17 protein-coding genes are annotated in these 14,567 nt (G+C 42.0%); 8 read left to right on the forward strand and 9 right to left on the reverse strand.

Features of this window, described 5'->3' with window-relative positions; translation table 11 throughout:
- Positions 1 to 7 precede the first annotated feature (7 nt).
- The 3 genes from K8O68_RS07330 to mutY all read right to left on the reverse strand — a co-directional run bounded on the left by K8O68_RS07330 (position 8) and on the right by mutY (position 4,098).
- Positions 8 to 1,621, reverse strand: a complete 1,614-nt coding sequence (locus tag K8O68_RS07330) for a gamma-glutamyltransferase family protein (RefSeq protein ID WP_230896273.1) — start codon at positions 1,619 to 1,621, stop codon at positions 8 to 10.
- 630 nt (positions 1,622 to 2,251) lie between these two features.
- Complete coding sequence (locus K8O68_RS07335) at positions 2,252 to 3,010, reverse strand: SDR family NAD(P)-dependent oxidoreductase (protein WP_230896274.1); 759 nt, start codon at positions 3,008 to 3,010, stop codon at positions 2,252 to 2,254.
- Positions 3,007 to 4,098: an A/G-specific adenine glycosylase gene (mutY, locus tag K8O68_RS07340; RefSeq protein WP_230896275.1), complete on the reverse strand. Its 1,092-nt coding sequence runs from the start codon at positions 4,096 to 4,098 to the stop codon at positions 3,007 to 3,009. The genes K8O68_RS07335 and mutY overlap by 4 nt, the downstream gene beginning before the upstream one ends.
- Positions 4,099 to 4,224: 126 nt before the next feature.
- Here mutY and K8O68_RS07345 point away from each other — a divergent pair, with 126 nt between their 5' ends.
- Positions 4,225 to 5,211 (forward strand): metal-dependent hydrolase, encoded by a 987-nt coding sequence (locus K8O68_RS07345; RefSeq protein WP_093049303.1) that lies wholly within the window; start codon positions 4,225 to 4,227, stop codon positions 5,209 to 5,211.
- A gap of 125 nt (positions 5,212 to 5,336) precedes the next feature.
- On the opposite strand, the gene K8O68_RS07350 is transcribed toward K8O68_RS07345, so the two are convergent.
- Positions 5,337 to 5,603: a YfhJ family protein gene (locus K8O68_RS07350; protein ID WP_093049300.1), complete on the reverse strand. Its 267-nt coding sequence runs from the start codon at positions 5,601 to 5,603 to the stop codon at positions 5,337 to 5,339.
- A 92-nt stretch (positions 5,604 to 5,695) separates the two neighbouring features.
- Here K8O68_RS07350 and sspK point away from each other — a divergent pair, with 92 nt between their 5' ends.
- Together sspK and K8O68_RS07360 are read left to right on the forward strand one after the other, a co-directional pair.
- Positions 5,696 to 5,857 (forward strand): small acid-soluble spore protein K, encoded by a 162-nt coding sequence (sspK, locus tag K8O68_RS07355; protein ID WP_093049297.1) that lies wholly within the window; start codon positions 5,696 to 5,698, stop codon positions 5,855 to 5,857.
- A gap of 26 nt (positions 5,858 to 5,883) precedes the next feature.
- A complete protein-coding gene (locus K8O68_RS07360) occupies positions 5,884 to 6,045 on the forward strand; it encodes a YpzG family protein (protein ID WP_093049293.1) in 162 nt (53 codons plus the stop codon).
- A gap of 73 nt (positions 6,046 to 6,118) precedes the next feature.
- Here the strand turns inward: K8O68_RS07360 and K8O68_RS07365 are convergent, their stop codons facing one another.
- The 3 genes from K8O68_RS07365 to recX form a co-directional block, all read right to left on the reverse strand.
- Positions 6,119 to 6,436 carry a YfhH family protein gene (locus tag K8O68_RS07365; RefSeq protein WP_230896277.1) on the reverse strand — a complete coding sequence of 106 codons (318 nt, stop codon included), beginning with the start codon at positions 6,434 to 6,436 and terminating at the stop codon, positions 6,119 to 6,121.
- Positions 6,437 to 6,599: 163 nt separating this feature from the next.
- Positions 6,600 to 8,276, reverse strand: coding sequence for an L-lactate permease (locus K8O68_RS07370; RefSeq protein ID WP_230896278.1), 1,677 nt, complete (start codon positions 8,274 to 8,276; stop codon positions 6,600 to 6,602).
- Positions 8,277 to 8,415: 139 nt separating this feature from the next.
- Positions 8,416 to 9,234 carry a recombination regulator RecX gene (recX, locus tag K8O68_RS07375; RefSeq protein ID WP_230896279.1) on the reverse strand — a complete coding sequence of 273 codons (819 nt, stop codon included), beginning with the start codon at positions 9,232 to 9,234 and terminating at the stop codon, positions 8,416 to 8,418.
- Between the two features lie 85 nt (positions 9,235 to 9,319).
- On the opposite strand from recX, the gene K8O68_RS07380 reads away from it, so the two are divergent.
- The 5 genes from K8O68_RS07380 to K8O68_RS07395 all read left to right on the forward strand — a co-directional run bounded on the left by K8O68_RS07380 (position 9,320) and on the right by K8O68_RS07395 (position 11,942).
- Positions 9,320 to 10,225: a TIGR01777 family oxidoreductase gene (locus tag K8O68_RS07380; RefSeq protein WP_230896280.1), complete on the forward strand. Its 906-nt coding sequence runs from the start codon at positions 9,320 to 9,322 to the stop codon at positions 10,223 to 10,225.
- 67 nt (positions 10,226 to 10,292) lie between these two features.
- On the forward strand, positions 10,293 to 10,421 hold the full coding sequence (locus tag K8O68_RS21420; protein ID WP_255717070.1) for a hypothetical protein: 129 nt from the start codon (positions 10,293 to 10,295) through the stop codon (positions 10,419 to 10,421).
- Between the two features lie 44 nt (positions 10,422 to 10,465).
- Entirely contained in the window at positions 10,466 to 10,621 is a 156-nt protein-coding gene (locus K8O68_RS07385; protein ID WP_230896281.1) for a YfhD family protein, read from the forward strand.
- Between the two features lie 149 nt (positions 10,622 to 10,770).
- On the forward strand, positions 10,771 to 10,977 hold the full coding sequence (locus K8O68_RS07390; protein WP_230896282.1) for a DUF4281 domain-containing protein: 207 nt from the start codon (positions 10,771 to 10,773) through the stop codon (positions 10,975 to 10,977).
- A gap of 83 nt (positions 10,978 to 11,060) precedes the next feature.
- On the forward strand, positions 11,061 to 11,942 hold the full coding sequence (locus K8O68_RS07395; RefSeq protein ID WP_230896283.1) for a hypothetical protein: 882 nt from the start codon (positions 11,061 to 11,063) through the stop codon (positions 11,940 to 11,942).
- A gap of 57 nt (positions 11,943 to 11,999) precedes the next feature.
- Here the strand turns inward: K8O68_RS07395 and treR are convergent, their stop codons facing one another.
- On the reverse strand, positions 12,000 to 12,716 hold the full coding sequence (gene treR / locus K8O68_RS07400) for a trehalose operon repressor (protein WP_230896284.1): 717 nt from the start codon (positions 12,714 to 12,716) through the stop codon (positions 12,000 to 12,002).
- A 22-nt stretch (positions 12,717 to 12,738) separates the two neighbouring features.
- On the reverse strand, positions 12,739 to 14,433 hold the full coding sequence (gene treC, locus K8O68_RS07405; RefSeq protein WP_304618972.1) for an alpha,alpha-phosphotrehalase: 1,695 nt from the start codon (positions 14,431 to 14,433) through the stop codon (positions 12,739 to 12,741).
- Positions 14,434 to 14,567: the final 134 nt, after the last annotated feature.

Here is a 14,567-nt window from a genome sequence, read left to right on the forward strand (position 1 = left end):
CACCTTCCTAATAAACTGCAATAGCCCCGTCAGTACGAGCTTCTGTGCCGCCGCACAGAACCCCGGTCACAGGGTCGCGCCAAATAATCTGTCCGCGGCCAAAGCTGCCTGAAATATGGGTAAGCTTTACGTCATGTCCTCTTGCTTCAAGAGCATGAACAATATGGGCAGGAACACTTGATTCAACCAGAACCTGTTTATCTTTCATCCATTGCCAGCGGGGAGCGTCTAAAGCGGCCTGCGGGTTTAAGCCAAAGTCCACCGTATTCATAACCATTTGCAAATGCCCTTGCGGCTGCATAAATCCTCCCATTACTCCGAAAGGTCCAACGGCATGATTTCCTTTTGTTAAAAATCCGGGGATAATGGTATGGAACGGACGTTTCCCGGCTTTTAATGCGTTGTCGTGAGCAGGGTCAAGACTGAAATTGTGACCCCGGTTCTGCAGGGAAATTCCTGTTTCGGGAACAACCAGACCGGACCCGAATCCCATATAATTACTCTGAATGAATGAGACCATATTTCCTTCGCCGTCTGCTGTTGACAAGTAAACCGTTCCACTCGAAGAGGGATCGCCTGCCTCAGGCTGGATCGCTTCGTCCCCAATCAGCTCCCGGCGTTTTTCTCCGTACGCGTCGCTAAGTAAATCTTCTGTTTTACGGCTCATATAATCAGGGTCAGTTATATACTTTTCTCCATCTGCAAAAGCAAGTTTGATCGCTTCAATTTGTTTATGATACGTTTCCTCATTTTCTCTCACGCTAAACGTATCATTTTTAAGAGTATTTAAAGCCATTAAAGCTACCAGTCCCTGCCCGTTTGGAGGGATTTCCCATACATCATACCCGCGGTAATTCACGCTGACAGGGGTCACCCATTCCGGTTCAAACCTCTCCAGGTCTTCTTTACGCAGGTACCCCCCGTATTTTTGTGAGAAGGCGTCTATCGCATCTGCCAGGTCGCCTTTATAAAATGATTCGGCATTCGTCTCGCCAATTGCCTTAAGAGTCTCAGCATGGCCGGGAGACTTCCATATTTCTCCCGCTTTAGGAGCCCTTCCGCCAGGTGCAAAGGTATCAAACCAGCTTTGGAACATGTCATGGTCCAGGATTTCCCCGAAATTTTTTGCTGCTTTCTCCCAATAGTAAGACAATACGGGACTTAAAGGAAACCCTTCTTTCGCATAATTAACCGCCGGTGCGAGTGTTTCACTTAAAGGGAGCTTACCGAACTTTTGTGAGAGTTCAGCCCAGGCTGCAGGGGCTCCAGGGACTGTGACAGGCGTCCACCCGAATTTCGGAAGGTCTTCTATTCCCTGCTCTTTAAGCTTTTCTATAGATATATTTTGAGGGGCCGGCCCGCTTGCATTAAGTCCGTGGAGTTTATTTTTCGTCCACACCAGGGCAAAGGCGTCTCCGCCGATTCCGTTTGAAGTGGGCTCTACTACCGTGAGACACGCTGCTGTCGCAATAGCCGCATCAATGGCATTTCCGCCTTTTTTCATTATGTCGAGCCCCGCTTGGGCTGAAAGAGGCTGGGAGGTAGCCACCATCCCTTTTCGTCCATATGTAACCATGCGCTGTGATGAATAAGGATAATTTAAAGCATCTGATTGTGTCATATCATCAGTCTCCTTTATTTTTTCATCATCTTAACATATTTCGGGTAACGAAATGATAATTTATTTAATTTTTTTGAAAAAAACGAGGTTTTTTTTATTGTTGAACGCTCTAATAAAAAGACAGGGAAAAAAAGAATAGTAACCATTAAAAAATCCGAAGAAATATCTTAGATAATTCTTCGGGTTTTAGTAACTTTTATAATTAAAGAAGATTAACCTGGACCAGAATAAAACTATGATTTAAGTCCGGCAAGTGGACGCTTGCCCAGGGGCTTGTCTTCAACTAAATTGAACTCAGCCTTAAGCTTCGCTGAATAGGATCTTCAGACTGCGCTAAACCCCTGTGGCGTCACCACCTTTGTCCTTCAATCAAAAAAGTAAAGACTGTTGTCTCATTATCCATTTTTAGTTAAAGATCGCCTCTGAGATAGAATAAAAGCAGTGATTTCAGTCCGCCAGGTGGACGCTTGCCCAGGGGCTTGTCTTCAGCTAAATTCAACTCAGCTTGAAACTTCGCTGAATTGGATCTTCAGACTGCGCTTAATCCCTGTGGCGTCGCCACCTTCTGTCCTTCAATCAAAGTAATATTCTATAATTCAAACTTTATTTAGTTTTGTTCTCTGTGCTCTTCTAAAAATTAGACTTGGATTGGCCGCCATCTACGTTGAGAGTGGCCCCGATCACCCATTTCGCCCGTTCAGAAGCGAGGAATACAACAACATCTGCCACTTCCTCCACGGTGCCAAACCTTCCGGCAGGAATCTGGTCCTCTACAAACTTTTCAATTTTTTCAGGGTTTTCGTCAAGTCTTCTTTGCCAGTTGCCGGTTGGATGTAAAATAGCTCCCGGGGCCACTCCGTTAACTCTGACCCCTTCCAAGGCTAGTTCGTCCGCCAGGGATTTTGTAAAACTGATCATGGCAGCTTTAGAGCTGTTATAGGAAGGCTTGCCGCCTGATTCCCTTCCAAAGATCGAAGAAATATTTACAATAGCTCCGTTATTGGCTTTTTTCATATAAGGAGCGGCCAGCTGACTGAAGTGAACAGCTGAGAAGTAATTAAGCTGCATAGCTTCATCAAACTGCTCCAGCGATGTTTCGAGGTTGCTGCCTCCACTGCTCCCTCCGACATTATTGATTAATATATCAATGGTGCCGAATGTATCTATAAACTCCTGAAAAACCCTGCTCCGTTCCTCTGCGTTTGATAAATCTCCCTGAAATACTTCCACTTCAGAAAGTTCTTCTCTCGTTTTTTTAAGGCCTTTTTCACCTCGTGCCACTACACCCACTTTTGCCTTTTCAGCTGTGAATGCTTCGGCAATACCTTTCCCAATTCCTTTTGAGCCTCCTGTGACGAGAACTTTTTTTCCTTCAAGATTTAAATTCATTTATACATCTCTCCTTTCGCCAGGGCGCCATCTATTATTTTCTGATGTGAAACAGGAAAAGGATAATAATTGATGTCTTCCGTGGCCACAAATTGTTTTAACGCTGATTCATTATACAACTCAGTGTTATGTACGGACTTAGCAAACCCTTTATACACTTCCATTTCCCACACCACGTGAGAGAAAACATGTTTAACTTCCTGAATGTTCTTCTTTTCTATTTCCAACGTCAGCCCTAATGATTCACCAAGATGGTTTAAATCAGACAGGTCGTCTGTCTCTGCTTCAATATTAGGGAACTGCCAAAGTTTAGCCAGCAGGCCTGTATCAGGACGCCGTTCAATTAATACTCTGTCATTTTCATCCTTCACTAATAGCACTTTCATCTTCATCTTTTTAGGCGGCTTCTTTTTTGACTTAACAGGCAGGAGGTCCTGCACCCCCTCTTTACGCGCAGAGCAGTGTTCATTGACAGGGCAGATAAGACAATCTGGATTCTTAGGGGTGCAGATGAGAGCCCCAAGTTCCATTAAGGCCTGGTTGAAATCTGAAGGACGGTCTTTATCAATCAGTTCCATCGCTGTTTCTTCAAATGTCTTCCTGGATGAGGCTTTAGCTATATCATCATAGATTGCCAAAAGACGGGACGTGACACGCATTACATTTCCATCCACAGCAGGGGCAGGAATATTAAAAGCAATGGAAAGAATTGCTCCGGCCGTATACGGACCCACACCTTTAAGGCTTTTCACGTCTTTTTCCGAAGAAGGGACTTCTCCGCCGTAAGTGTTGTTCACTTCTTTCACTGCTGAATGAAGGTTTCTGGCACGTGAGTAATACCCTAAACCTTCCCACGCCTTTAAAACTGTTTCTTCGTCTGCTTCGGCCAGATCTTTTACGGTTGGAAATAAACTCATAAAGCGTTGATAATACGGGATCACCGTATCGACCTGTGTCTGCTGAAGCATGATTTCAGACACCCAGATCTTATATGGATCGCGTTCCCGCCTCCAGGGCAGGTCCCGCTTATTTTCGTCATACCATTCCAGTAAATCCCGCTGAAAATCCTCAGGTTTAATCTCTCTCACAAAACATTCTCCTTTTAAACATATAAAAATGGGGTATCAATAAATATATAAGTTTTGATATGATCTCTTACAAATGATACTATAAAGCATTGAACTTTACATCTTATATACAGGGAGGAACAACTCATGGACACAGGAACCCATGTAGTCATGGGGATTGCTATAGGCGGATTAGCCACCTTGGATCCGGTTGTCTCAGGAAGCCCTCAAATGACGCAGGCGGCCATGGTTGGAATTCTGATCGGCTCCCAGGCTCCTGATTTTGATACAGTCCTGAAATTGCGTAATAACGCTTCATATATACGCCATCACCGCGGAGTAACTCACTCTATTCCATTTTGGTTTATATGGCCCACCCTCATCACCCTGTTTTTATATTGGCTGATGCCGGGCCTGAATTTAATGCATTTATGGGCATGGGTCTTTTTCGCTGTTTTCATACATGTTTTTGTTGATATATTTAATGCTTACGGCACAAAAGCATTTTCACCGTTTTATCCGAAATGGCTGGCTTTAGGTGTGATAAATATTTTCGACCCATTTATATTTATCGCACATATCGCTGCCATTACCCTGTGGAGGTTCGGTACAGACCCGGGCTGGACATTTCTTGTTATGTACCTGATTATTGCCGGCTATTATGTGTGGAGAATACATGCGCAGCGGCAGGTGTATTTAAAGGTAAGAGGATACCATCCGGATGCGACTCATATTTTTACATCGCCTACATTCAAATGGAATTTATGGCACGTGGTTGTGAGGACTAATTCAAAAATGTATGTCGCTCAAAGCAGAAAAGGTAAAATTAACTATTTTGAGACATATCCGTTCGAGCCGATTCCTGATGACCCTGTAATCAATGCGGCAAGAAAGGATAAAAACCTTTCGTCTTTCCTTTCTTTCTCCCCGGCTTACCGCTGGGCCGTATCAATTGAGGAGCATGGTTACTCTGTAAAATTTGTAGATCTGCGCTACCGGAGTAAAGGCTACTATCCTTTCGTAGCAATTGTGCGTCTTGATGAAGACTTAAATCTGCTCAGCTCATATACCGGGTGGATATATAATACAGATACGCTCAAAAGAAAGCTGCAAGTGGCTGCAACCGAAAGCTAAAAAAACCTTGAAGGTGAATATATTTAAACCTGGAGAATCACGTCTGTTTGCTGCATAAGGAAACTTTTCAACTCTCTAACCAAAAAAAAGTGCCGTAAAATTATAATTTTACTGGCACCTTTTTATTAATGGTAAAATTTCTTTTTATCAAACCATTCGCGGTATTTAGGCTTTTCAAGTAATATTTCATGAAGACGTGACCCGTAGTTATCAATCCATTGAATGATTACTTTTTCCGTCACTTCTTTTCCTTTGTATTTTTGGCCTGCCTTCGCATAAGTCGCTTCGAAATCTTCCCATAATAATTCCACCCACGTTCTGGCTTCTGAATAAGACAATTGGTCGTTTTGTTCAAGAAGACGTGCAGTTAGCCTTTCATAGTAATCCTGCAAGGCGATGGCCTCCTTTCAAAAATTTTCTAAGCATGAAACCACTGTCAAACAGGAAACAGTATTAATATCCCCATCATAAGGAGGTTATGATTTTGCGCAACAATAACCGGAGTTTGCCGCACCGTATTTCTTTAAGCAAAGATAAAAGGGAAATGGCCCGCTTTGCCTCAAAACGTCCTGACGGTTCTATTAAAGACCATCCTCAGGAACGGATGAGAGCAGGCGGAGAACACCGGGATGACACCCTTCATTAGATAACCATTTAAGGAGGCTTAATTAAATGGCAAATAATCAGGGCAATAAAGATAAGAAACCTTTTTATCGTGATCCATTCCAGTCACCCCGTGCAAACCCTAAAAAGGCTTTTCACCAGGTTAACGGTGAGACTGAACAGAGTCTGCACAATCAAATACTGGAAGTTGAAATGCGCAAAAGAACGTAACTTCTTTAGTAGAGGAGATGAGCAGTTAACGCTCTTCTCCTTTATTATCTGTCTTAGAAAAATAGCTCATATGTTATTTTATGCGCGTTCCTAAAACTGATATAGGCACAGCCTCCTGTTTACCGCTTCCGTTTCTGTCCCCCCAGGCGAAAATCCCGTTTAAATAATCGATATCAAAAAATTCATTGACGCTTTCTTTTAATTCATATCTTTCGCCAGGCCTGAAGTCAGTTGGATCCATTAAATAAGCCTGAGCCATAAGCATTTTCCGTTCATAAACAGCAAATTCATTTATCATCCCCATCTGTTCTGCCTTCTGGGCTTTAACTTTCAAATCGGCCACTTCCTGCTGAAGCTCAGCAGGTGACATTTGGCTGTATTTCTTATCCATCAGATCCCTCCGTTAACAGTCTTACTTTCTTAATTATAGCTTATTTAGCCTATCCACCCAAACAAAGACGCCTCTTTGACAAAGAGGCGTCTTAACAATTAACTGATTTAAAGTTTATTTCTTTTTATAATAAGTCTTCCTGTAAAATCCAATTATTTTCCCTTTACAGTAAGAATGACAGAACAAGACCTATTATTCCGGTTAAAAGCGTATAATAAAGCATGGGAATAATTGTAATCCTGATTAGCGCACCTTCTCTGCCGTTTAAGCCTACCACTGCAGCCGCTGCCACGACATTCATCACACAGATCATATTCCCGGCACTCGCCCCCATTACTTGAAGAGCAACGATTAAACGAGGGTCTGTATTAATCTGATCAGCCACACTCGATTGGAAAAGACTGAACATCATGTTACTAAATGTCGCACTGCCTGAAATAAACGTTCCTAGTGCCCCAATAATTGGAGCAAGGAGCGGATACATTGGCCCCAAAAGGGCGGAAATAGAGTTAGCAAGCTCTATTGGCATACTTTCAAGGCCGCTCATATTCATATCTCCGCCTGAATTAATGAAAATACGCACCATTGGAACTGCGGTAAAAAGGGTCAGCGCAGTACCTATAATGGCTTTACCAGAGCGCTGAAAAGACAGTCCCAGCTGCTTCACAGTCATTTTGTGGACAAAGAAAGTGATTAGTACAACGACGACAAAAACAAAACCAGGGAGAAAGAACGGTTCAAATTCTTCAGAGATCCCTGTTCCAAATATATCAGTTACCCCAATCGATACATTTTCAAGAATGCTGCGAAATGGCAAAGCTTCCAACCTGGTAAGCACCAGAATAATTCCCACTGCTAAGTAAGGTACCCATGCCCGGGCGGTAGACAATGTACTTTTACTCTGATTTTCGTCAGGGCCTGGATCAATACTTCCAATCCATGAATCAAGCCAATTTTTGGACTCAGGAAACTGCCAGGTTTCTTTTGGTACAAGAAAACCTCTTTTTGCGGCAGGAACTACGATAGCCATACCTATAAGCCCACCAAAAATTGTCGGAAATTCCGGACCTAGCAGGTTTGCCACTATTAAGGCCGGCACTGTATAGGCTAATCCTGCAAAAATAGCAAATTTCCACGCAGCAAGCCCTTCTTTCCAAGAACGGTTCTCACCGAAAAAACGTGTCATTAACATAACAATAATTAAAGGCATGAGGGTACCTACAAATACATCGATTTGAGTAACCTGTGCCCCAACTTCCTGAAGAAACCCTGTGATTCCACCGCTCGCATCTACCACAGGCTGTACCACAGGACTAATGCTGCCACCCTCATCAAGTCCTTGATTTACCCCGATGATAATGGGGGTTCCGACCGCAGCGAACGGTACCGGAGAACTGTTGGCAATTAGCGCGAGGGCAACGGCTGCCATTGCAGGAAAGCCCAGTGCCACCAGAAGAGGGGCAGCAATAGCTGCCGGAGTTCCAAATCCTGCAGCACCTTCAATGAAAGCGCCAAATAACCAGGCAATGATAATAACCTGTACACGCCTGTCTTTTGATACTCCCATAAAACTGGTGCGGATTGTATCTATTGCTCCTGAGAGCTTCAAAGTATTTAGAAGTAAAATAGCCCCAAACACAATATATAAAATTGATATACCAATTATAATCCCTTCAACAGTAGAAGCAGCTATCACAACGAGCGGAACCTGCCAGTAAATTACAGCCAATATAATTGTAGCCAGGAGACTGATTGTCATAGCTTTAACTGCTGGCATTTTTAAAACTACCAGAAAAAGCATAACCGCTATTATAGGTGTTAATGCAACAATTGACGACATAAATCTAACCCTTTCTGAAAAAATGTAATAAGTACTTGTAAAACTACAGACATCTTATCACTTGAATTACTTTAGTTCATAAACAAAGTTGACAATTATGTATCAATTAATGAACCGCTTTCAACCTTCTTCCCAGACTTTATTCTTCCTCTTTTTCTTTTTTATAAGTCAGCCATTCCTCAATTTTTTCACTAGTAAATCCCCGGGTATATAATTGTTGTTTCACCCGCTGGATCCGCTCCCAGTCTTCTTTTCCTGAAAATTTATTCCATGCTTTTTCACCATGTTTAACAAGCCCCTCCCATTCTGCCTCCGGGTCTGTTTCAAGCTCAGCTTCTGCTACTGCTTTACTTGCCACAGATTGTGGGTAGCCCCGCTGTATGACAAACTGCATCAGTTTTTGCTGTTTCTTTTTTGTTCCTTCTTTTTTATAAGAGCTTTGTTTTTTTTCAACCATTTTAATGGCATGATCAAGCTGGGTCTCTTCAGCGTATTCCTTCATTGCTCTATCAATATGATGCTGGGAGACACCTTTCTGATAAAGTTCCTGCTCAATAAGTAAGGGGCCTTTTTTGGCTGTATCCCTCTTCGTCCTGACAAAAGCCTCGGCAAAACGAAGATCATCAATAAACTGGAGTTCACGAAGCCTGTCGATAATGTCGGCTATATCTCCCTCAGACACTTCCTGATCCCTTAAATAACGTGTTATTTCACCTTCAGAACGCATTCTGTAAGAAAGATAATTTAACGCTTTCTGCATCGCTTTGTCTACATCATCTTTTTCCTTAAGCCGTTCAATGTCTTCCTCTGTCAATTCTTTTCCTTTTAATAAATGCTCATTCACGAGCAAATCTTCTGAGACAGAAAAAGCATACTCCTCTCCCTCTTCTGTCTTTAAATAAATATGAAACCTGCCTTTTTTCTTTTTAGCAGCAGTTATTTTACTTATAATGGGCATATAATTCTCCTCTTTCCAAAAAAGTTTGATTTCAATCGATATAAGGAAATAATATATAGTACATTTAAAACAGGAGGCGGTATAAATGAAAGTATCTATAGCCGGCGGCTCCGGATTAATTGGCCAGGCAGTGACAAAAGAACTTCTTTCTGAAGGCCACCAGGTCGTGATATTAACAAGGAATAAATCAAACAAAAAAGAAAGTGACGGGATTTCCTACGTTGAATGGCTTAAGAAAGACGCCTTTCCTGAAAAAGAATTAGAAGGCGTTGACGCTATGATAAACCTTGCAGGCGAAAACCTCAACAGCGGAAGGTGGACGTCTGATAAGAAAAAAGAAATTCTGGATAGCCGTATTGACGCTACAAGAGAGACCGTTCGAATTATGGAAAATCTGGAGCAAAAACCGTCTGTATTAATTAACGGCTCTGCTGTAGGCTTTTATGACTCATCTTATTCAAAAACCTACACTGAGGACGACCGGGAGGCAGGTGACGGATTCCTGGCAGACGTGGTAAAGCAATGGGAAGAAGAAGCCTTAAAAGCTCCTTCTGGTGTCAGAGTGGTCTGCACGCGTTTCGGTATCGTCCTTTCGGCGGAAGAAGGCGCACTGAAAAAAATGCTCCCCCCATTTAAAATGGGAGCGGGCGGAAAGCTCGGTACCGGAGAACAATGGATGTCATGGATCCATATAGAAGATGTTGCTAAAGCATTAGCTTATTGTGTAACTAATAAAGACATACAAGGCCCTGTTAACTTTACAGCTCCTAACCCGGAAAAAATGAAAAATTTCGGAAAGACATTAGCAGACGTTTTAAACAGGCCGTTTTGGGCGCCTGTACCAAGTACGGTGCTGCATATTGTACTTGGAGAGATGAGTATGCTTGTTTTGGAAGGTCAAAGAGTTCTCCCTAAGAAGCTTCAGGAGAACGGCTATACTTTCACGTACCCTCACCTGAAAGAGGCGCTGAATGACCTTTTGAAAAAATAAACTTATACGCATAGCCTTCTCCTCTCCGGGAAAAATATTTTAAACGATATAAAAGGAGGAAGGCTGTATGGGTTATAAAAACAACAGAGAAAAAGAAGAAAGCCTGCGCAGTATGCCGAAAGCTCTTCAAATGTCATGTCAATCTCCTTTTAAAGCAGCAGACAAGGAGTTTAGAAAGGCAAAAACCAACCTTTAAAATACAGCAAAGCATCTCCCACACTTCTAAGGAAAGGATTGGTTATGATGAAAAAACGCCATGAGGAAAACAATAACGTGACTATTAAGAAGGAAAATAAAGACGTAGAATACAATAAAGAAATGGCTGATATTGAAGACCGTGAAGCTGTCGCAAGGGCAGAAGCAGCAGCACAGCGCGTAGACAAAGAAAATATTTAACTGACTGAACCCTCATCCATATTTTACCTGATGAGGGTTTTTATGTTATAAACCTGAAAATACCATTTTAAAAATTTCCTTTTGACCTACACAAACAAAGGAAAGACCGTTATGATTAAGAGAGAGATTAATTTAAAGGAGTTTGGCGGATGGTCGAAATCGGCGGTTTTTTAATGCTTATTCTCTTATTTGGTTTAGGAGTCTTCCTCTTAAATATTTTTACAAGTATCTGGGCTTACCGGGATTCTTTGAGAAAAGGAAACAGCAAAGAATTCAGTATTGTCGTGTTAATAGGAACATTATTTTTTCCCGTCATTGGACTTCTTATTTACCTCATTATCCGTCATGACAATTAAATTTTCTTAAGTCTGGAAAAGACTTCATCCCTCTTTTCGGAACATGGACAAATTAGATTTTTAGAAAGGAACGGTGAAGTAATATGCCAGTATTACCCCAAAGTTTTTTAGGAAAGAAAGTGTATTTAGATGGTGGTGAAAAACGCTACTATGTTTTAAAGTACGAGGAGAGCCGGGGAAAGCGGAAAATTCACGCGTTGTTATTTGACCGTGAAGCGCCGGTCATCTTTGCTGTTCTGGACCACCAAGGTACCTTCCTTGATTCGTTTTATCTTTCGAACAAAACCACCGCTGAATCTGCAAAAGCCATGGAAGAGTACAAGAAAATTTCTGAACGCAAAAAACAGCATAAAGTCACACAGGACGATCTAAAGGATGCTCTGAAACCTGAAGACGAAGCGAAGATGAAAAATGAAAACATTTTAAAACATCTGGTTGATGAACACCTCGAAGACATTAAGCACTTATGGCCTTCCCGTCTTATCGCCCTTCAAAATGCGGACGGCAAATCAGATGATTCACTCATTCTTACTACTCTTAAGGAAGCCATAGAACAGGCTAATGCGTTAAAAGCCTTTAAGTTTCTTCTTAAACACCGGATGGATTCATTTATTCCGCTGCTCGCAAAAAATATTCAGGAATATCCCCAGTTAACTGAGGACGTAGCAGACTATTACTTAAGCTACGACCGTGCCCGCATAGTTGAACTGTTTCTCTATAAAGCCGCAGCTTATGCAGACATTGAAGACCCTGATCAAATTGAAAAGCTGCTGGAACAAGCCCATAAAATAGATCATGTGTATTATTCTTCTGTCTTCCGCCACATTCTTATCAGGTTGCTGAGACGTGTAAAGGCAGAAACAGACAGTTCTACTAAAGACTGGCTTAACAAGACAATTAACAACCCGTCTTTAAGAAAAGACATTGTGCAAATTTTAAAAAACAAAGTTGTACCTGCCAAATAAAAATACAACAAAAGCCGCTTACAGAGGCATATAACTGCTCTGAAGCGGCTTTTACAATTATCCGTGCGTCCGCCTGGCAAAGTCAACGAATTTAAACTTATCCGGCCGATGGCGGGACTCAGTATACTGAAAGAGACTGGCATCATCAAAGTATACGAAGTTTTTCACTACTACAATATTGGTGAATCCTTCCAAGTGAAGGAGCCGTCTGTCTTCTTCAGTCGGTTCAACTACCACGATTTCTTTTTTAGCAAAACTGATTGTCATACCGAGCTCGTTTTCAATATATTCATAAATCGAATTCTCACAGATTTCTTTTGTAAGCTTCTCTACATACGTCTGGTTAAAGTAATCTTTGTCGAGAATAATTCTCTCTCCGTCTATTTCCCTTACCCGGTAAGTTTTCCAGACCTTCCCGCCCTTACTTATACCAAGGTTCCGGCTGATTGTTTCGTCGGGAGTAATCAGTTCAAGCTCCTCAACATGTGTCCTGTGCCTCTCGCCAATTTTCCCTGCAAGCTCTTTAAAACTGACAAGGCCTGAAATTGGAAAATCGAATTTTTTTGCATCAAGGACAATCGATCCCTTCCCCTGAACTTTTTGAATAAACCCATTTTGGGAAAGAAGGTTTAACGCTTTGCGGATCGTTTCGCGCGACGTATCATAGTCTTTCATCAAATCATGTTCGGAAGGCAATTTTGATTGGGAAGGATATACTCCTTCTCTGATATCATCTGCAATTTCCCGGTATATTTGTAAATATTTATTTTGCATGGGCATCACCAATTTTAGTTTATCATGCTTTCTTCAAATGATAAACAAGGGACTCATAAGGCCGCAGTGTCAGTGTATTGCTTAACTGGCTGCTGTCTTGATAATTGGAAAGCACAAGTTCAGCATTATAATTGCCCAGGTCAAGATTTTCGGGTGCATTAAACTCGGCTTCCCCATCATAAAAGTGGTTAATAACGACAAGCTTTTCATCCCCGTAATGACGGACATACGCAAACAGCCTGTCATCATCTTCAAGAATCAGCTGATAATCCCCGTAAGTGATAATATCCATATCTTTTCTAAGCTGAATCAGCTTTTTATAATGAAAAAAGATTGAATCGTCATCTTTCAAGGCATTTTCAGCATTTATTTCAGGGTAATTGGAGGCAACTGGAATCCACGGCTGGCCGTTAGTGAAACCGCCGTTCTTCTCATCGCCCCACTGGACAGGCGTCCTGGAATTATCCCTGGATTTTTCCTGTATGACTTGAAGAATCTCCTGGTCAGGAATGCCTTCCCTCTTTTTAGACTCGTAGAGGTTTAATGTTTCAACGTCACGGTAATCATCAATGGATGGAAATTTAGGATTGGTCATCCCGAACTCTTCACCCTGGTAAATATAAGGCGTCCCCTGCATCATATGAATGGTGGTAGCCAGCATCTTCGCTGATTCCCGATGGTAGCGGCCGTCATTTCCATAACGCGAAACGACTCGGGGCTGGTCATGGTTACACCAGAACAAAGCATTCCAGCCGCCTCCTTTATGCATTTCAGTCTGCCATTTCGACAGAATATCTTTCAGTGCCTGAAAGTCGAAATCAGCCACAGCCCATTTTTCTCCGTTCGGATAATCCACTTTCAAATGGTGGAAATTAAACGTCATGCTTAACTCATTTCTATCCGGACGCGTATACTTAATACAATGATCAATTGTCGTTGAACTCATTTCCCCTACCGTCATCACATCATAATGTGAAAAAACTTCCTTATTCATTTCCTGCATAAACTCATGAACCCGGGGGCCGTCTGTATAGAACTTTCTTCCATCTCCAGGCGCGACACTTCCGTCATCATTTGGGAATCGCTGGTCTTTCGAAATAAGGTTGATGACATCCAGCCGGAAACCATCCACTCCTTTTTTAAACCAGTAGTGCATCATATCGTACACATCTCTTCGGACGTTTTCATTTTCCCAATTGAGGTCTGCCTGTGTGACATCAAATAAATGAAGATAATACTGGCCTGTTTTCTCATCATATTTCCAGGCGTTCCCTCCAAATTTAGACTGCCAGTTCGTCGGTTCCTCTCCGTTCACAGGATCTTTCCAAATATAATAATCCCGGTAAGAATTTTCTTTGGATTGAGCAGATTCTTTAAACCAGGCATGCTCTGTGGACGTATGGTTCACCACAATATCCATAATAATTTTAAGCCCCCGCTTGTGGGCCTCTTCAAGAAGACGGTCAAAATCTTCCATCGTTCCGTATTCTTCGTGGATACTGTAGTAGTCACTGATGTCATAGCCGTTATCCCGCTGAGGCGATTGATAAACAGGCGTCAGCCATAGAACATCTACGCCCAAGTCTTTTAAATAGTCCAGTTTATTAATAATCCCTTGAAGATCACCTACACCATTACCAGTCGTATCATTAAAACTTTTAGGATAAATCTGGTAAACGGCAGACTTTCTCCACCATTCGTTCATTTGTTCACTCATTAAGAATCCCTCCGGTTAAACGTTTTCAGAAATTTATAGGCTTATTATAACTTGTATATACAAGATAGTAAAGTGAGTGCAGCTTTTTTTACATATCGGCTCCAGATATAAAAAGGTATTTGTCTGATTCCCGG

The sequence above is a fragment of the Salipaludibacillus sp. CUR1 genome (genome assembly GCF_021028955.1).
In the GTDB taxonomy this organism is placed as follows: domain Bacteria; phylum Bacillota; class Bacilli; order Bacillales; family Salisediminibacteriaceae; genus Salipaludibacillus.